At 41.0% G+C, this 18,447-nt stretch carries 14 protein-coding genes; 11 read left to right on the top strand and 3 right to left on the bottom strand.

What is annotated here, in order from left to right:
• The first annotated feature begins 6 nt into the window (after window positions 1-6).
• The 5 genes from recF to CWB77_RS15975 all read left to right on the top strand — a co-directional run bounded on the left by recF (window position 7) and on the right by CWB77_RS15975 (window position 7,178).
• Complete coding sequence (gene recF, locus CWB77_RS15995; protein ID WP_138623585.1) at window positions 7-1,101, top strand: DNA replication/repair protein RecF; 1,095 nt, start codon at window positions 7-9, stop codon at window positions 1,099-1,101.
• A 12-nt stretch (window positions 1,102-1,113) separates the two neighbouring features.
• The gene (gene gyrB / locus CWB77_RS15990) at window positions 1,114-3,540 is read left to right on the top strand and encodes a DNA topoisomerase (ATP-hydrolyzing) subunit B (protein ID WP_008112961.1); all 2,427 of its coding nucleotides are present in this window, start codon (window positions 1,114-1,116) and stop codon (window positions 3,538-3,540) included.
• A gap of 140 nt (window positions 3,541-3,680) precedes the next feature.
• Window positions 3,681-4,583 carry a glycine--tRNA ligase subunit alpha gene (gene glyQ, locus CWB77_RS15985; protein WP_010392717.1) on the top strand — a complete coding sequence of 301 codons (903 nt, stop codon included), beginning with the start codon at window positions 3,681-3,683 and terminating at the stop codon, window positions 4,581-4,583.
• A gap of 2 nt (window positions 4,584-4,585) precedes the next feature.
• A complete protein-coding gene (gene glyS / locus CWB77_RS15980) occupies window positions 4,586-6,655 on the top strand; it encodes a glycine--tRNA ligase subunit beta (RefSeq protein WP_138623583.1) in 2,070 nt (689 codons plus the stop codon).
• A 73-nt stretch (window positions 6,656-6,728) separates the two neighbouring features.
• Window positions 6,729-7,178, top strand: coding sequence for an early set domain-containing protein (locus CWB77_RS15975; RefSeq protein WP_138623597.1), 450 nt, complete (start codon window positions 6,729-6,731; stop codon window positions 7,176-7,178).
• 122 nt (window positions 7,179-7,300) lie between these two features.
• On the opposite strand, the gene tusA is transcribed toward CWB77_RS15975, so the two are convergent.
• The 3 genes from tusA to fadB all read right to left on the bottom strand — a co-directional run bounded on the left by tusA (window position 7,301) and on the right by fadB (window position 11,123).
• Window positions 7,301-7,540 (bottom strand): sulfurtransferase TusA, encoded by a 240-nt coding sequence (gene tusA / locus CWB77_RS15970; protein ID WP_008112953.1) that lies wholly within the window; start codon window positions 7,538-7,540, stop codon window positions 7,301-7,303.
• A gap of 249 nt (window positions 7,541-7,789) precedes the next feature.
• Window positions 7,790-8,959 carry an acetyl-CoA C-acyltransferase FadA gene (fadA, locus tag CWB77_RS15965; RefSeq protein WP_008112952.1) on the bottom strand — a complete coding sequence of 390 codons (1,170 nt, stop codon included), beginning with the start codon at window positions 8,957-8,959 and terminating at the stop codon, window positions 7,790-7,792.
• A 4-nt stretch (window positions 8,960-8,963) separates the two neighbouring features.
• On the bottom strand, window positions 8,964-11,123 hold the full coding sequence (gene fadB, locus CWB77_RS15960) for a fatty acid oxidation complex subunit alpha FadB (RefSeq protein ID WP_138623581.1): 2,160 nt from the start codon (window positions 11,121-11,123) through the stop codon (window positions 8,964-8,966).
• A 310-nt stretch (window positions 11,124-11,433) separates the two neighbouring features.
• Between fadB and CWB77_RS15955 the strand changes: the two genes are divergently transcribed.
• The 6 genes from CWB77_RS15955 (at window position 11,434) to CWB77_RS15930 (ending at window position 18,404) form a co-directional block, all read left to right on the top strand.
• Window positions 11,434-13,320, top strand: coding sequence for a lytic transglycosylase domain-containing protein (locus CWB77_RS15955; protein ID WP_138623579.1), 1,887 nt, complete (start codon window positions 11,434-11,436; stop codon window positions 13,318-13,320).
• Between the two features lie 117 nt (window positions 13,321-13,437).
• The gene (pepQ, locus tag CWB77_RS15950) at window positions 13,438-14,760 is read left to right on the top strand and encodes a Xaa-Pro dipeptidase (RefSeq protein ID WP_010392729.1); all 1,323 of its coding nucleotides are present in this window, start codon (window positions 13,438-13,440) and stop codon (window positions 14,758-14,760) included.
• Between the two features lie 80 nt (window positions 14,761-14,840).
• Window positions 14,841-15,455: a YigZ family protein gene (locus tag CWB77_RS15945; protein WP_010392731.1), complete on the top strand. Its 615-nt coding sequence runs from the start codon at window positions 14,841-14,843 to the stop codon at window positions 15,453-15,455.
• Between the two features lie 94 nt (window positions 15,456-15,549).
• Window positions 15,550-17,001, top strand: a complete 1,452-nt coding sequence (locus CWB77_RS15940) for a TrkH family potassium uptake protein (protein ID WP_010392733.1) — start codon at window positions 15,550-15,552, stop codon at window positions 16,999-17,001.
• Window positions 17,002-17,025: 24 nt separating this feature from the next.
• Window positions 17,026-17,688, top strand: coding sequence for a flagellar brake domain-containing protein (locus CWB77_RS15935; RefSeq protein WP_054202927.1), 663 nt, complete (start codon window positions 17,026-17,028; stop codon window positions 17,686-17,688).
• 503 nt (window positions 17,689-18,191) lie between these two features.
• Window positions 18,192-18,404 carry an EF-hand domain-containing protein gene (locus CWB77_RS15930; RefSeq protein ID WP_008112941.1) on the top strand — a complete coding sequence of 71 codons (213 nt, stop codon included), beginning with the start codon at window positions 18,192-18,194 and terminating at the stop codon, window positions 18,402-18,404.
• The last annotated feature ends 43 nt before the right edge of the window (window positions 18,405-18,447 follow it).

Genomic DNA, 18,447 nt, shown 5'->3' with positions numbered 1-18,447 from the left:
TACATAATGAGCTTAAGTCATTTGAGCCTCAAATATTTTCGTAATATTGAGGCACTGACGCTAGAACCAGTTAACGGCGTTAATATAATTTATGGTGAAAACGGCAGCGGAAAAACCAGCCTTTTAGAGGCTATTTATTACCTTTCTCACGGCAAATCTTTCCGAACCTCTAAACATAAAAGCATCATCGCTCATCAACAAGATCAGTTTGTTATTCATGGCCGAAAAGCGTTACACGATTTATCTATTCCAATAGGGATAAGTAAAACCCAAACGGGTGAAACCAATTTAAAAATACAGGGTAAGGCGAGTCGAAAAGTATCTGAACTTGCTCAACTTATGCCAGTGCAAGTTATTACACCAGAAAGCTATTCATTATTTTTTGGTGGCCCTAAAGAGCGCAGAAAATTTTTAGACTTAGGTTTGTTCCACGTGGAACGTGAGTTTTTTTTCTTATGGCAATCATTTAATAAAGTGCTAAAACAGCGCAATGCATTGTTGAAATCTAAGCCTAAGAATTATTTTGACCAAATCAAGTTTTGGGACAAAGAATTTGTTAGACTGGCTGAACAAATAAATAAATTAAGAATCGCGTATATAACTAGGTTTAAGCAGCAGTTTTTTGATAAAATGTGTGCAGAATTAACGCTAATACGCGATCTAGAAATTAGCTTTAATGCAGGCTGGAAAGAGGCCGAATCTCTTTCTGATGCGTTAGAGCAAAGCTTTGAGCGAGATGCTCGTCAAGGCTTTACTAGTAAAGGCCCTCATAAGGCTGATTTTAGTTTTAGTGTCGCTGGCAGCAGCGTTGAGAATGTATTCTCACGCGGGCAATTAAAGCTATTGTTGTATGCGTTAAAAGTAACGCAAAATAGTTTGATTGAGTCAGAGACAGATAAGCAATCTATATTGCTAATAGATGATTTACCTTCAGAGCTAAGCGAAGATACAAAAGAGAAAGTGGGTCAGTTATTGACTCATTGCAGTTCTCAAATATTTATTTCTTCAATTTTATCTGAAAGTATTTCTGCTGTGGTGGAACCCATGAAACGAGAACTAAAAATGTTCCACGTGAAACATGGCAACCTAATAACAAGATAAGTGGGATTAACCATGTCTGAGAATTATGATTCGTCGAGTATTAAAGTACTTAAAGGATTAGATGCAGTAAGAAAGCGTCCTGGTATGTATATAGGGGACACCGATGATGGTACGGGCTTACACCACATGGTGTTTGAGGTCGTTGATAACTCTATCGATGAGGCCTTAGCCGGTCACTGTGATGATATATTTGTCACAATTCACTTAGACGGTTCGGTATCTGTAAGAGATAACGGCCGTGGTATTCCTACTTCTATACATGAAGAAGAAGGTGTATCTGCAGCTGAAGTTATTATGACGGTATTACACGCTGGTGGTAAGTTTGATGATAACTCTTATAAAGTATCAGGTGGCTTACACGGTGTTGGTGTATCGGTAGTAAATGCATTATCAGAAAAGTTAAAACTAACTATTCGTCGTGAAGGGAAACTTTACGAGCAGTTTTACACTATGGGTGTTCCAGATGCACCACTTGCAGCTATTGGTGATTCTGAAACAACCGGTACTGAGTTACGTTTTTGGCCAAGTGCAGAAACGTTTACTAACCTAGATTTCCATTACGATATTTTAGCTAAGCGTTTACGCGAGTTATCGTTTTTGAACTCAGGTGTGAGCATCATTTTAAATGATGAGCGCGAAGAAAATAAGAGTGACCATTTTAAATACGAAGGTGGTATTAGAGCGTTCGTTGAATACTTAAACCGTAATAAAACGCCTGTACACAAAGGGGTATTCCACTTTACTCACGAACGTGAAGAAGACGGTATTAGTGTAGAAGTATCAATGCAGTGGAATGATGCGTTCCAAGAAAACATTTACTGTTTTACTAATAACATTCCACAACGTGATGGTGGTACTCACTTAGCTGGTTTTAGATCTGCGCTAACACGTACGCTGAATAACTACATGGAAAAAGAAGGCTTTAACAAAAAGGCTAAAACAACAAGTAACGCAACGGGCGATGATGCTCGTGAAGGCTTAACGGCTGTTGTTAGTGTTAAAGTGCCTGATCCTAAATTCTCATCACAGACAAAAGACAAGCTAGTATCTAGTGAAGTTAAGTCTGCTGTAGAGCAAGCAATGGCTGAAAAATTCACTGAGTTTTTATTAGAAAACCCAATGGATGCAAAAATTGTTGTTGGCAAAATTATTGATGCAGCACGCGCGCGTGAAGCCGCTCGTAAAGCACGTGAAATGACACGCCGTAAAGGTGCTATGGATTTAGCTGGTTTACCGGGTAAACTAGCGGATTGCCAAGAAAAAGATCCAGCCCAATCTGAACTATACATAGTGGAGGGTGACTCAGCTGGCGGTTCAGCCAAGCAGGGTCGTAACCGTAAGAATCAAGCGATTCTTCCGCTTAAAGGTAAAATCTTAAACGTAGAAAAAGCACGTTTTGATAAAATGCTTTCTTCACAAGAAGTGGCAACGCTAATTACTGCACTAGGTTGTGGTATTGGCCGTGACGAATATAACCCTGAGAAATTACGTTATCACCGTATCATAATTATGACCGATGCCGACGTGGATGGTTCTCACATTCGTACTTTGCTACTAACATTCTTCTATCGTCAAATGCCGGAAATTGTTGAACGTGGTTATATTTATATTGCTCAGCCTCCACTTTATAAAGTGAAAAAAGGCAAGCAAGAGCGTTATATTAAAGATGATCCAGCATTAGTTGATTATCTTACATCTTTAGCGCTAAGCAATGCAGCACTGTACACTAGTGATAGTGCTGAAGCGGTTGATGGTGAAGCATTAGAGTCAATTGTTCACGATTATCAAAACACGGTTAAAGTTATCGAGCGCTTAAAGCGTAAGTATCCGAACACAGTTATGAACCGTTTGATTTACCAAAGTGAGCTGAAAAAAGAAGACCTTTCAGACGAAGCTAAGGTAATTGCTTGGACTAAAGAGCTGGTTGATGACTTAATTGAACGTGATGAAGATGCAACTATTTTCCATGCGGGAACTGAGCACGATACAGAGCGTAACTTGTATTATCCAGTTGTGAATATTCGTCAGCATGGTGTGGATAAAGCACACGTACTTCATTATGACTTTATTACATCAAGAGACTACCAACGCATTGCTGTAACAGGTAAAAACATTGCTAATATCATCACAGAGGGTGCATATATCCAACGTGGTGAGAAAACAAAACCTGTTGATAACTTTGTGGATGCATTGGAATGGTTGATCGCAGAGTCTAAGCGCGGGATCTACATTCAACGCTATAAAGGACTGGGTGAAATGAATCCAAATCAGCTTTGGGAAACCACCATGGATCCTAGCGCACGCCGTATGTTGCAAGTAACAATTGAAGATGCTGTTGCAGCGGATCAATTATTTGCCACTTTAATGGGCGATCAAGTTGAGCCGCGTCGTGAGTTTATTGAAACGAACGCATTGCGTGTGGTTAACTTAGACGTATAAAACATTATCGTAATCACAAAAAAGGAGCCCTAGGCTCCTTTTTTATTTTTTCAAACGCACAAACTGCTTAAAACCTGAGTGTGCACAAGGTATACTGAGGGTAATTTTCACGCTACTTCTCAGATAGTAAAAAGCCAAATATGCAAAAATATGACGTTAAAACCTTTCAAGGTTTGATCCTGGCTTTACAGGATTATTGGGCACAGCAAGGCTGTGTCATTATTCAACCACTTGACATGGAAGTGGGCGCAGGGACATTTCACCCGCAAACATTTTTAAAATCAATTGGCCCAGAGCCGATGTCGAGCGCATACGTTCAACCGTGTCGTCGTCCTACCGATGGCCGTTACGGTGAGAACCCAAACCGCTTACAACATTACTACCAATTCCAAGTTGTGTTAAAACCATCTCCAGACAATATTCAAGAGCTTTACTTAGGTTCTTTAGCTGCTGTAGGTATTGATACCCTAACTGACGAAGTTCGCTTTGTAGAAGATAACTGGGAATCACCTACATTAGGTGCGTGGGGCCTAGGTTGGGAAATTTGGTTAAATGGTATGGAGGTAACGCAGTTTACTTACTTCCAGCAGGTGGGCGGTTTAGAATGCTCACCGGTAACGGGTGAGATTACTTACGGCTTAGAGCGTTTAGCAATGTACATTCAAGGCGTAGATAGCATTTACGACCTTGTATGGGCAGACGGTCCATTTGGGCGCGTAACTTACGGTGATGTGTTCCATCAAAATGAAGTTGAGCAATCAACCTATAACTTTGAACATGCAAACGTAGCCGACTTATTTGAACAGTTTGATAAATGTGAAGCTGAGAGCCAAAAGCTAATTGAAGCAAGCCTACCATTACCAGCCTACGAGCAAGTAATGAAAGCATCGCACGCATTTAACTTATTAGACGCACGCCATGCTATTTCAGTAACCGAGCGTCAACGTTATATTTTACGCGTTCGTGCGTTATCAAAAGCGTGTGCACAAAGTTATTACGATGCACGTGAAGCACTTGGTTTCCCGCTGTGTAAGGATAAGTAAGCATGTCAGCAGAAAATTTATTAGTAGAAATTGGCACCGAAGAGTTGCCACCAAAAGCACTTCGTAAATTAGCCGAAGCCTTTGCTGCAAACTTAACAGCAGAATTAGAAAGTCTAGAACTAGGTCACCAAGGTGTGAACTGGTATGCATCGCCTCGTCGTTTAGGTTTACAAGTAAAAGCACTTGAAGCTAAACAACAGGACAAAGAAGTTGAAAAACGTGGCCCTGCAACTAAAGCCGCTTTTGATGCTGAGGGTAACCCAACTAAAGCAGCCATGGGTTGGGCTCGTGGCTGTGGTATTGAAGTAAAAGATGCGCAAACACTAGAAACAGATAAGGGCGCATGGTTATTGCATATTGCTAAAGTAGCAGGGCAAGAAACCAAAACGTTAATGACCGACGCTATAAGCAAAGCGCTAGCTAAACTACCTATCCCTAAACCAATGCGTTGGGGTGCGAATAAAACACAATTTATTCGCCCTGTGCATACCGTGACTATTTTATTCGGTAGTGAACTTGTTGAAGGTGAAATTCTTGGTAAGCAAGTGAGTAATCAACTGCAAGGTCATCGTTTTCATCACCCTGAAAAAATTAGCATTGATCATGCTGATGAGGTGTTTGATGTACTTAAATCAGCTTACGTTATTGCTGACTACGAACAGCGTAAAACACAGATTCGCGCGCAAATAGAAGACGCAGCCAAAGCAGTAAATGCCGTTGTTGCTATGGATGAAGACTTACTTGAAGAAGTTACTTCATTGGTAGAATGGCCAGTAACGCTAACAGCCACATTTGAAGAAGCATTTTTAGATGTACCTGCTGAAGCGCTTATTTACACTATGAAGGACGATCAGAAATACTTCCCGTTATTAGATCAAGACGGCAAACTTTTAAATAAGTTTTTGTTTGTCTCTAACATCGAAAGTAAAGATCCTAGTGTGGTTATTTCTGGTAACGAAAAAGTAGTGCGCCCGCGTTTAGCCGATGCACAGTTCTTCTTTGAAACCGATAAAAAGAAAACATTAGAAAGCCGTTTAGAATCTCTTGATAGCGTATTGTTCCAAAAACAACTTGGTACGCTTAAAGACAAGTCACAGCGTATTAGTGAACTGGCAGGTTACATTGCCGAGCAACTTGGTGCCGACAAAGAGCTAGCAGCGCGTGCAGGCTTATTAAGTAAAACAGACTTAATGACCGAAATGGTAATGGAATTTACCGACGTACAAGGTGTAATGGGAATGCATTACGCGCGTCACGATGGTGAAGCAGAAGAAGTTGCAGTGGCACAGAACGAGCAATACATGCCACGTTTTGCCGGTGATAACTTACCAACTAATGTGATCAGTTGTGCAGTCGCCATTGCCGATAAGTTTGATACGCTGGTGGGTATTTTTGGCATAGGCCAAGCACCAAAAGGTGATAAAGACCCATTTGCACTTCGTCGTGCTGCTATTGGTGCATTACGTATCATGGTAGAAAAACAGCTACCGCTTGATATTTTAGACCTGGTTGCTAAATCACAAACCTTGTTTGGTGAAAAGCTGACTAACCTAAATGTATCAACGGATGTGTTTGACTTTATGCTAGGGCGCTTCCGTGCTTGGTATCAAGACGAAGGCATTGAAGTAGATGTGATTCAAGCCGTACTAGCGCGTCGTCCAACGAAGCCTGTTGACTTTGATCGCCGAGTTAAAGCCGTAAGTCATTTCCGTACATTAGACGCCGCAGAATCGCTTGCAGCGGCTAATAAGCGTGTAAGTAATATTCTGGCTAAGAATGATATTACAAGCCAAGGCAATGTCGATCAGAGCTTACTCAGTGATGATGCTGAAAAAGTATTGGCTTCGCAAGTTGCAAAATTTGCCACTGATTTAGCACCACTGTACAGCGATGGAAACTACCAAGAGGCATTGAGCCAATTAGCAGGCATTCGTGAGAGTGTTGATAACTTTTTTGACAATGTCATGGTAATGGCTGACGATGAAGCTGTTAAGCAAAACCGTCTTGCGCTTTTAAGCCAGCTTAGCGGGTTATTTTTAGAAATTGCAGATATTTCTGTATTACAAAAATAACAGCTTATAGCTATTTAAAAAGCCAGCATTATGCTGGCTTTTTAGTATTCACTGTATGCAAAGGATACAAATGATGATCTCTATAAAACGAATTTTAACGTTAGCAATGGCTGGTTTACTTACGGCCTGTACCAGCCAAATTTCGATTAACGACGTGTTGCCGCAGCAAGCATTGGATCGCAGTATTTATTTAAGAGGGGATTTCACATTATGGGATGCAGAACCTCAATATCAATTTAAACAAGTCGGCCCTTCGCTTTACCAAGCCCAAGTTAAATTTTCGACCCCAGGTAAAGTGTACGAGTTTAAAATAGCCGATGCAGATTTTAGTGAAGGTTTTAACTGTGGCTACAGCGATTCACAGCCATCAGGACAAAGCCTAACACTTGGCCAATCAACGCGCGCCGATTGTAATACCATTTATAATTACTTTAGCTACACACCCGCAATCAAAGGGTCGTACATAGTCAGCATTGATTTTAGTGACTACGATAAGCCGCAAGTAACGATAACTAAGAAGTAAGAGCAGTAAGCTATAAGCAGTCAGTCGTTAGCTTAAATATAAAATAAAAAACCGTGCTTGATTTAACAAACACGGTTTTTTAATTTTTAGCTGATAGCTGATAGCTGATAGCTGATAGCTGATTACAACCCTTTCTTCACCACATACCTATACGGTGATTCTTCAACTTCTTTAGCCACTAGCGTGTGATCCATAAAGGTACAAAAGCTGGGAATGTCGCGGGTGGTTGAAGGGTCGTCGGCAATAATAAGCAGTGTTTCACCATCGCTCATTTTACGAATCGCAGCGCGTACCATCATCACCGGCTCTGGGCAACGAAGGCCGATGGCATCTAATTGGTGATCGGGGTTATCAAAGCTCATAAAAATTACCTGTAAAAATAGTCGCGGCTTGGTTAGGTCGGGTAGTTTAGCGTAAATAAAGCTGTTGGTTAACTATTTTACGTATAACAAAACAGCTCAACTTATTAATAGATAATCTGAAATAAGTTTAATGCACCCGATCACATTATTCATTTTAAACCTGCAAAAGCTGGTGGCATAAAAAAGGCGAACTAACTTGCGCTAGTTCGCCTTTTAATCACCAAGATGGTTTTACATGTTAAAAACTAATTAGTCTTGAACACGTTCAAATACAGTGGCAATGCCTTGGCCTAAACCAATACACATAGTTGCCAAACCGTATTTTGCGTTTTTGTCTTCCATTAAGTGAATAAGCGAGGTGCTAATACGTGAACCCGAACAGCCCAGAGGGTGACCAAGTGCAATAGCGCCGCCATTCAAGTTAACTTTTTCGTCAACTACATCAGCTAAGCCTAAGTCTTTAAGCACAGGTAGTGATTGTGCTGCGAATGCTTCGTTTAGCTCAGCTACGTCAATGTCATCAATGGTAATACCGGCTTGTGCTAATGCTTTTTTACTTGCAGGTACTGGGCCGTAACCCATGATTGATGGATCGCAACCGGCAACAGCCATAGCGCGAATACGTGCACGAATTGGTAAGCCCAATTCTTTTGCTTTTTCTTCGCTCATTACTAACATAGCTGATGCGCCGTCAGAAAGTGCAGAAGATGTACCCGCAGTAACAGAACCCGTAGCAGGGTTAAATACTGGACGCAGCTGCGATAAACCTTCAACCGTTGTTTCTGGACGAATTACTTCATCATCTTCAACAAGAATAAGTGAACCGTCAGCATCGTGACCTTCCATTGCTAAAATTTCGCGGCGGAAACGGCCTTCAACTGTTGCAGCATGTGCACGTTGATGCGAGCGGTAAGCAAACTCATCTTGTTGCTCACGGCTAATACCGTGAAGTGTTGCAAGGTACTCAGCGGTTAAACCCATAGAGCCAGATGCTTGTGCAATTGATGTAGCTAGGCCAGGGTGAAAGTCGTTACCGTGAGTCATAGGTACGTGACCCATGTGCTCAACACCACCAATTAGGTATGTGTCGCCAGCGCCAGTCATAATTGCGCGAGCAGCGTCATGCAATGCTTGCATTGATGAGCCACATAAACGGTTAACTGTGGTTGCTGGCACTGAATGTGGAATGCCTGCAAGTAGAGATGCGTTACGTGCAACGTTAAAGCCTTGCTCTAATGTTTGCTGTACACAGCCCCAATAAATATCGTCAATTGACGCAGGGTCAACTGCCGGATTACGTTCTAATAAGCCTTTCATTAAATGAGCGCTTAAGTCTTCCGCACGTTTGTGCTTGAATACGCCGCCCTTTGAGCGACCCATTGGTGTGCGGATACAATCTACAATTACTGGATTATTCATGATATTAACCTTCCACCTTATAGAAAACACGGCCTTCTTCAGCCCACTTGCGAGTTTGCTCTGATACTTGGTAAATCGCACCTAGGTGAGCATATTTGTCAGCAGTTGCTACAAAGTTAGCTAAACCTGTTTGATCTAAGTAACGGAACGCGCCGCCTCTAAATGGAGGGAAACCAACACCATATACAAGTGCCATATCAGCTTCTTGAGGAGAAGCAACAATGCCTTCTTGTAAACAAAGTAGTACTTCGTTGATCATTGGGATCATACAACGGTCAATGATTTCTTGTTTATCAAATTCTTTTGGTGCGTCTGTGATAGGTGCAAGTAGTTCAATCGCTGTTTGGTCATGAGATTTTTTAAGACGACCGCGACGATCTGTTTCGTACTTATAGAAACCTGCTTTGTTCTTTTGACCAAAACGTTTTTCGTTAGCAAAAACAGTCACTGGGTCTTTATCTGCACGTGCCATACGCTCAGGGAAACCGTCTGCCATTACACCAGTACAATGATAAGCCGTATCAATACCTACAACATCAAGTAGGTAAGCCGGGCCCATTGGCCAGCCAAATACGTTTTCCATTACTTTATCTACTTTTGCAAAGTTAGCGCCTTCAACCACTAATTTGCTAAATCCAGCAAAGTAAGGGAATAAAACACGATTTACAAAAAAGCCTGGGCAATCGTTAACAACAATCGGTGATTTACCTAGTTTAAGTGCGTAATCAACCACGGCATTAATCGTTTTATCTGAAGTTTTTGCACCACGGATAATTTCTACTAATGGCATTTTTGGTACTGGGTTGAAAAAGTGCATACCACAGAAGTTTTCTGGCTTATCAAGCGCTTCTGCAAGTAGGTCGATACAAATAGTCGATGTATTTGACGTAAGTACCGTGCCTTCTGGCATATTCTTTTCAAGATCAGCAAGTACGGCTTGCTTCACTTTAGGGTTTTCTACTACGGCTTCAACAATAATGTTGGCGTTTTGTAGGTCTGCATCGTTAAGCGTTGGCTTGATTTTGCTAAGCGTTGCTAGCATTTTTTCCATCGGCATGTGGCCGCGCTTCACTTTTGCACCTAATAGTTTAGATGCTTCACCCATACCTAAATCTAGCGCATCCTGTTGGATGTCTTTCATTATGATTGGTGTGCCTTTATAAGCAGATTGGTATGCAATACCGCCACCCATAATACCTGCGCCTAATACTGCCGCTTGTTTAATTTCTACATCGCTGTGTTTAGCAAATTTACGTGCTTTACCTTTAATGTATTGGTCTGCTAAAAAGATACCCGTTTGAGCAGCAGCTTCACTAGTACGTGCTAGTTTTGCAAAGTTGGCATTTTCAATTGCCATTGCTTCGGCGCGTGAGCTGTTTGCTGCTGCTTTAATAGTGCGAACTGCCATAACTGGAGCAGGATAGTGGCCTTTGGTTTTACCCATTACCATACCTTCTGCCATTGCAAAGCTCATGCCTTGCTCAACACGGTTTAATTTAAGCGGTTGTAATTTTACAGCGCGTTTTGCTTGCCAATCTAGTTTGCCAGCAATCGCTAATTTTAGTGTTGCTAAACTTGACTCTTGCAGTTTGTTGGCACTAACTACCGCGTCAAATGCACCTACTTTAAGGGCGTCAGCAGCGCGATTTTCGTTACCTGTGGTGATCCACATCATCGCGTTATCGGCACCAATAATGCGCGGAAGGCGCACTGTACCGCCAAAACCAGGCATTATGCCTAATTTAACTTCTGGTAAGCCCATTTTTGCTGAGTCACTTGCAACACGATAATCGGTAGCAAGTGCCCACTCACAGCCGCCGCCAAGCGCCAAGCCGTTTATAACACTGAGTGTTGGGAATGGTAAGTCTTCAATTGCATCAAAAACGTCAGTTGCATCTTTGATCCACGTTACTAATTCTGCTTCAGGCTTAGTAAAAGTAGGTAAAAATTCGAAGATATCGGCACCAATAATAAAGTGGTCTTTATCACTGGTAAAAATCATGCCTTTAATATCAGTGTTAGCGGCTAATTCTTTTAATGCTGCCGCGCAATCTGAAAGAGTTTGTTGAGATAATGTGTTTACAGAACCTGTAGCACAAAACTTAAACTCGGCGATGTTTTCCTTCACGAAGCTAACTTCAAAGGAATCGCTTTTATATAACATTATTATTCTCCCTAGTTGATGAACTAAGACTGGTACGATGAGTTCATATTCAGACCAGTGTGCTTGCTTTAATTTAAAAATGCAACGAAAAATTTATCTTGGTTACAAACGTCTGGTTAAAATATAGCTGGTTTGGTGCTAAGGTGGGTTTGAAAGTTTTCTTTATTCATTTTATTGCGCTGTCTTGGTGTTTATAGCTTGGGTTTTATCAAAGTAAATAAAATAGAGTTACAGTGCCTGCGCTGTTTTTTTATTTACCCATAGCCACACTCTTGTCAGCCTTGAAGGTAACTATGCCCTAAAGGACATTATGAAAAAATATTTATTAAGCGTAGCGGCAGCGACTCTATTTTTATCTTTTCCCTCTGCCAACGCAAATACCGAACTTGATGCATTTTTAGATGCAGAAAAACAAGCCCGCTATGGTGATTACAATAGCTTTAAAGAAGCGGTAGACTCATTGTCTCACCCACTTAAGCCCTATGTAGAAAAAGCCTATTGGCAGCGCTACCCCAGTTTAAAACACCAAACAGAAATAGAAAACTTCCTCACTATTTATGAACACACGCCATTAGAGTGGCCAGTGCGCAAAGCATGGTTAAATTATTTAAAGCGCAGAAATAAAAAAGCAGCATTTATTAAAAACTACCGTGAAACCTCTGACACTGAGCTTAGTTGTACCCATCTTAGTTATCAGCTTGATTTAGGAGCGCCTAAAAAAGCAATACTCTCGCAGGTAACCGACATTTGGACGGTAGGCGAGTCACAACCTAGTGAATGTGACGGGCTTTTTGAGCGTTGGCGACAAAATGGTTATTTAACCCCTGATGTTGTGTGGCAGCGTGTTACTTTAGCGGCACAAGGGGGCTCTTATCGTTTATTGCCTTATTTAAAAACCTTATTGCCAGCCAAGGAGCGTTATTTAGCTGATTTATATTCCAAGGTAAGGCGCGATCCTAGTGCTGCTGCAGGCCTTTACCGCTATAAACGTAAAACAGCCAAAGAAGGGGAAATAGCGCTTTATGGTATTAAGCGTTTAATTTGGCGTGATAAAGAGCTGGCATTAAAGGCGTGGCAAAAAATTGAAGGCATGTTTGATTTTGCTGATGATGAAAAGGCGGAGGTATATTATACCTTTGCGCTGTCGTTAGCGTCGAGCGGCCATAGCCAGGCGAGCTTTTATTTAAATAAAGTCCCTAAAGCGCGTCAAGACCGTAAATTAATGCAATGGCAACTAGCCAATATGCTTAAAACTCAAGATTGGGAAGGCATTGCGGCATTTTTTACCGGAAAAGAAAACCTTAGCTTAGGGCAACAGTATTGGCTTGCATATAGTTATGACAAACGCGCAGAGCATGAAAAAGCTAAGGCAATTTGGAGCAAGGTAGCCGCTAACCGTGATTATTACGGTTTTTTAGCCGCTGCTCGCTTAGGGTTACCGGTTGATTTAAATGAGCTACCAGTCAATGTAAATCAAGCCTTAGTGACAAAAGTCAGTAATGCACCAGGCTTTAAGCGTGCTAAGGCACTATATGAACTTGAGCGATTTACAGCGGCCCGACGTGAATGGAATTATTTAACCAACACTTCTGAAGATGATGAAAAGCTAGCAGCGTCAGTGCTTGCGGCAGAACTTGATTGGTTTGATAGTACAATATTTACCCTAGCAAAAATAAAAGCATGGGATTATGTTGATTTGCGTTTTCCATTTGCGTTTCAAGAAATGTTTGAGCGCTACAGTAATCGTAGCAAAATAGATTTAACTTGGAGTATCGCTATTGCGCGTCGAGAAAGCTCATTTGCACCCGATGCCCGTTCTCATGCAAATGCACGCGGGTTAATGCAGTTATTACCAAGCACCGCAAAATATATTAACAAAGGCGATGTATCTAGCCGTCGCTTGTATCAGCCAAAAACCAATATTCGACTTGGTACCCGTTATTTACAGTATTTAAAAAAGAAAAATCACGGTAACGAGGTGTTGGCAACAGCATCCTATAACGCCGGGTATCACCGAATTAAGCGTTGGCTACCAGAGGAAGCGATGCCCGCAGAGCTATGGGTTGAGCTTATTCCATATAGAGAAACTCGAGACTACGTAAAAAACGTATTTGCGTATCGGCAGGTTTATCACACTCGCCTTGGCCGAGAGGGGAATTTACTCGCGCCACTATTAGAGATGACCATGGGCGGGTAGTAAAAATAAATCTACAACAGCAGAGGGATATTTACACGGTAACTATCCCTCTTTTTTGAGCGCTTTGTTTATAAGTGGTAGACTCAGAGCAAGTTAAATTTAACAGATGGGTTTATTATGGAAAAATTAGCCGTATTATACGCCGAACATATTGCAACATTGCAGCAGCGTACACGTACTATTTGTGAGCAAGAAGGGTTAGAAGGATTAGTCATTCATTCAGGCCAAGCTAAGCGCCAATTTTTAGATGATATGTATTACCCGTTTAAAGTTAACCCACACTTTAAAGCGTGGTTACCGGTTATTGATAATCCGCATTGCTGGATTGTGGTAAATGGTAGCGATAAGCCAAAGCTTATTTTTTATCGTCCAATTGATTTTTGGCATAAAGTACCTGATGAACCAAGAGATTTTTGGGCAGAGTACTTCGATATTGAATTGCTACTAAAGCCTGATCAGGTTGAAAAACTACTTCCTTACGATAAAGCTAAATTTGCCTACATTGGTGAATACCTAGAAGTAGCCCAAGCACTTGGTTTTAGCATCATGAATCCTGAGCCAGTACTTAACTATATTCATTATCACCGTGCTTATAAAACGCAATATGAACTTGAATGTTTACGTAATGCGAACCGTATTGCAGTAGATGGCCACAAAGCGGCGCGTGATGCGTTTTTTAATGGTGGTAGCGAGTTTGATATTCAGCAGGCCTACTTAATGGCAACGCGTCAGAGCGAAAATGAAATGCCATATGGCAACATTGTGGCCCTTAACGAAAACTGCGCTATTTTGCACTACACCCATTTTGAGCCAAAAGCACCGCAAACACATAACTCATTTTTAATTGATGCGGGCGCTAACTTTAATGGTTACGCTGCAGATATTACCCGTACCTACGACTTTAAAAAGCAAGGCGAGTTTGCTGATCTAGTTAAAGCAATGACGGCGCATCAGATTGAGTTAGGCAAAAGCTTAAAACCAGGTGTACTGTATGGCGAGCTACATATTGACTGCCATAACCGCATTGCACAGTTACTAAGTGACTTTGATATTGTTAAGTTACCTGCAGCTGAAATTGTTGAGCGTCAAATTACCTCAACCTTCTTTCCTCATGGCTTAGGGCATCATTTAGGTGCACAGGTACATGATGTAGGTGGCTTTATGCGTGATGAAACCGGTGCGCATCAGGCACCACCAGAGGGTCATCCATTTTTACGCTGCACTCGCTTAATTGAGAAAAACCAAGTGTTTACAATTGAGCCCGGTTTGTACTTTATCGACTCTTTGTTGGGTGATTTAGCACAAACAGACAACAAGCAGTTTATTAACTGGGAAAAAGTAGAAGCGTTTAAACCATTTGGCGGCATTCGTATTGAAGATAATATTATTGTTCACGAAGACAGCCTAGAAAATATGACGCGTGATTTATTACTCGACTAATATTTAACTAATAACAGTTTATATTATTCATGAAAGGGGCCTGTTGGCCCCATTTTTAATTTAACAGCCAAGTAAGCGCTATGTCAGAATATAAATACCCAGCCGACGATGTTTTTCATCAAGAAGAAATTAAAAAAAGTACCTTTATTGTGCATATAGGCCACACGCCTGATTTAAACTCTGCGAAAGCCTTTATTAAAAACATTGAAGAAAAATACAGTGATGCACGCCATAATTGTTGGGCGCATGTTGCGGGTAATCCTGGTGGAAGCCATGTTTATGGTTTTTCTGACGATGGAGAGCCAAATGGCACCGCCGGTAAACCTATGCTCAACGTGCTGGTGGGCTCTGGTCTAGGTGAAGTAACTGCTGTGGTAACACGATATTTTGGTGGTATAAAACTTGGTACCGGTGGGTTAGTTCGTGCTTATGGTGGCTCACTTAATAATGCCTTAGCAAAATTACACACAGTGGTAAAAGTACCCAGCATTGAGCTGGTTGGCTTTAGTGAATACAGTATGCAAGGCGCAATAGAACAGCACTTAAAAACCAATTTTCAGGTACTTAATATTGAAAAGCAGTTTACGGCAAATATTGAGTGGAGTATTACTATTGATAGCCGCCAAGCACAGCAAGCATGCAAAGATATTTTTGATTTAAGTCACGGCGCAGTTGAGTTAACAATCAAAGAGTAATAGTCTTACATCCATCCTATTTAATCACTACAGATTAAATTTTCGAGTCATACAGTAGTTATTTTAATTTACTAATAAAAAAGCGATACGCTCAATGCAATTTCGTACCATCATAAAAATTCTTGGCCAACTGGTCGCGCTATTTAGTATTACAATGGTGCCACCAGCACTCGTGTCTTTAATTTATAAAGATGGCGGAGGTGTACCGTTTGTTTTAGCCTTTATATTTAGCGTTATTATTGGCTTAATGGCTTACTATCCAAATAGGCATGAGCATGGTGATTTAAAAGCACGCGAAGGCTTCTTAATTGTGGTTTTGTTTTGGTTGGTACTAGGGGCGTTTGCGTCATTGCCGCTGATATTTTTACAAGAACCCAACCTCTCTTTGGCCGATGCAGTGTTTGAAGCTTTCTCAGGCTTAACTACCACAGGGGCGACCGTATTAACTGGCATAGAATACTTGCCTAAATCGGTATTATTTTATCGCCAGCAATTACAGTGGTTTGGTGGGATGGGGATCATTGTATTAGCAGTAGCCATACTGCCAATGCTTGGCGTCGGTGGTATGCAGTTGTACCGAGCTGAAATTCCTGGCCCAGTAAAAGACTCCAAAATGACCCCGCGTATTGCCGATACAGCTAAGCACCTTTGGTATATTTACGTATCTATTACTCTTGCGTGTACTTTGGCGTATTGGAGCGCAGGGATGAACTGGTTTGACGCTATATGCCATGCCTTTTCTACAGTTGCTATTGGTGGTTTTTCTACTTATGACGCGTCAATGGGGCACTTTGATAGCCCTGTAATTAACTTTATTTGTGTGTTCTTTTTAATTATAGCCGCTATTAACTTTTCACTACATTATGCCGCTGTAGCGAGCCGTAATATTAGCGTGTACATTCGTGACCCTGAATTTAAAGTATTCTTATGTATTCAGCTAGCGCTGGTGGTAATTTGCTTTACTGTGCTTTCGTCTCATGATGTTTATGCAAATGGTGATGAAACCCTCGATCAGGCGTTGTTTCAAGCGGTGTCTATTAGTAGTACTGCTGGGTTTGCCACAGATAATTTTTCAGCTTGGCCGTTGTTTTTACCTATTTTACTTATTTTTTCGAGCTTTATTGGCGGCTGTGCGGGTTCTACCGGTGGCGGTATGAAAGTTGTTCGCGTGTTTTTGTTGTACTTGCAAGGGATACGAGAGCTTAACCGCCTAGTACATCCTCGAGCTATATATTCAATAAAGCTCGGTCGTAAGGCCTTACCTGACAAAGTAGTTGAAGCGGTATGGGGCTTTTTCTCAGCTTATGCACTAGTCTTTATTATTATAATGTTAGCGTTAATGGGCACAGGGTTAGACAACATTACTGCATTCTCTGCGACAGCAGCCTGCCTTAATAACTTGGGCCCAGGTTTGGGTGACGTAGCCTCTCATTATGGTGCGATTAGTGATGCGGCTAAATGGATACTAACAGTCGCTATGGTATTCGGCCGGTTAGAGATATTTACACTGTTAGTATTATTTACCCCAACATTTTGGCGTGGATAATGTTTTAAATACTAGGAAGGAACTATGCAAAAAACCAATTTGGAAAAGTTAAACCAAATCGTCACAGGTGGCATAGTCGATGTAGAAATACTGACACCAACCAGTAGCCGACGTGTAAAAACGGAGTTTATTGGTTTATTAGAAAACAAATTTATTATTTTAAACTATCCCAGCGCTAAGCGACTTCCTATGGCAAGTGATTACCTGCGTGATGGTGTTATGGTGGTGGTAAGAGCGCTTATAGAGGGTAGTGGCGGGCACGTGATTGCGTTTCGTCAGCAACTTATGTCTGTAGCCTCTCACCCTGCTAAATTGTTGTTTATTCAATACCCTTCACAAGTGCAGTTGTTTGGGCTGCGCTCACAAGCACGCATACCCACGTTGTTTCCTGCTAAGTTAACATTAACCGATGAGCAGCCTCCCTTTGAAGGGGTTATAAAAGACATTTCGCTCACCGGAGTTATGTTTGATATTAAAACAACCCAAGAACTCGATGAGTTAAAAGACATGCGCTGTACGGTTGTATTTGATGGTGATACTAAGCATGAGGGGCAAATATGCAGTGTAAAAAAACATGCTAGCGGTATCTGTTGTGGAATTCGATTATTTGCCAGTGAAGAGCAAATGAAAGCGCTAATGGGGGATCATTTTATTGACCCTAGTGCGCTTGAAGTTGAAATAGTTTAGGGCATATCAAGTTGAACAAGCTTCTATTATAAGTTCAGTATACTCACGTGATTTCGTCATTTTGCAACAAATAGCCTTGTGCGGCTGTAAATTTTCAACGTCACTTTAAATTTATTTTTTAAACTGTTTAAAAACAGCAGCTTAAATGTGTTTTTTAATTTTAATTTTTTATTTATAAAAAAATAAATCTCAACTCACCTTCCTTTTTGTTTAATTAACTTGCTTTGTTAGTGGTTTTTCACTGATCGTGTGGTGTTTTTATAAAAACCAACCCATTGTTTTTTAAGGTTTTAATTTTATCGCTTTATTCCGTGTTGCTAAAAAGCAACAAAATAATGAGTAAAATAACGCCACCCAAAGCTATTTTAAGTTTAACTTATTGAAAATAAATTGCTTTTTATTGTTGGCATCGAAGTTGTAATAGTCAGGTTGTATTGAACGAAACGTGATTTAAAGTAAAACACTTAATCGCATAAAACATAAACTTTGAAGGAAGATTGATTATGAAAAGCATTAATAAAACTTTAGCACTTATCGCATTGGCTTCTTCATCAGCTGCTTTTGCAGCAAGCGACTTTGATACGCTAGACGTTGACGGCAACGGCGCGATCAGTCAAAGCGAAGCATCAGTTGATGCAAAACTAATGAGCATGTTTTCAGAGCTTGATACAGACCAAAACGGTGAGCTATCAAAAGAAGAGTTCTCTAAAGCATAATCCTAAGCTATTAAACTTTGGGGGGTTAAGCACAGACAGTATT

The sequence above is a fragment of the Pseudoalteromonas sp. S1610 genome (assembly GCF_005887465.1).
In the GTDB taxonomy this organism is placed as follows: Bacteria; Pseudomonadota; Gammaproteobacteria; order Enterobacterales; family Alteromonadaceae; genus Pseudoalteromonas; species Pseudoalteromonas undina.
The sequence above is the reverse complement of the archived record's forward strand: the minus strand, read 5'-3'. Positions and strand labels throughout refer to the sequence as shown.

Coding starts and splice junctions, on each gene's coding strand:
- recF (WP_138623585.1), top strand. CDS start 7: ATGAGCTTAAGTCATTTGAGCCTCAAATATTTTCGTAATATTGAGGCA.
- CWB77_RS15945 (WP_010392731.1), top strand. CDS start 14,841: ATGTCAGAATATAAATACCCAGCCGACGATGTTTTTCATCAAGAAGAA.
- CWB77_RS15935 (WP_054202927.1), top strand. CDS start 17,026: ATGCAAAAAACCAATTTGGAAAAGTTAAACCAAATCGTCACAGGTGGC.
- glyS (WP_138623583.1), top strand. CDS start 4,586: ATGTCAGCAGAAAATTTATTAGTAGAAATTGGCACCGAAGAGTTGCCA.
- CWB77_RS15955 (WP_138623579.1), top strand. CDS start 11,434: ATGAAAAAATATTTATTAAGCGTAGCGGCAGCGACTCTATTTTTATCT.
- CWB77_RS15975 (WP_138623597.1), top strand. CDS start 6,729: ATGATCTCTATAAAACGAATTTTAACGTTAGCAATGGCTGGTTTACTT.
- CWB77_RS15930 (WP_008112941.1), top strand. CDS start 18,192: ATGAAAAGCATTAATAAAACTTTAGCACTTATCGCATTGGCTTCTTCA.
- glyQ (WP_010392717.1), top strand. CDS start 3,681: ATGCAAAAATATGACGTTAAAACCTTTCAAGGTTTGATCCTGGCTTTA.
- gyrB (WP_008112961.1), top strand. CDS start 1,114: ATGTCTGAGAATTATGATTCGTCGAGTATTAAAGTACTTAAAGGATTA.
- fadA (WP_008112952.1), bottom strand. CDS start 8,959: ATGAATAATCCAGTAATTGTAGATTGTATCCGCACACCAATGGGTCGC.
- pepQ (WP_010392729.1), top strand. CDS start 13,438: ATGGAAAAATTAGCCGTATTATACGCCGAACATATTGCAACATTGCAG.
- tusA (WP_008112953.1), bottom strand. CDS start 7,540: ATGAGCTTTGATAACCCCGATCACCAATTAGATGCCATCGGCCTTCGT.
- fadB (WP_138623581.1), bottom strand. CDS start 11,123: ATGTTATATAAAAGCGATTCCTTTGAAGTTAGCTTCGTGAAGGAAAAC.
- CWB77_RS15940 (WP_010392733.1), top strand. CDS start 15,550: ATGCAATTTCGTACCATCATAAAAATTCTTGGCCAACTGGTCGCGCTA.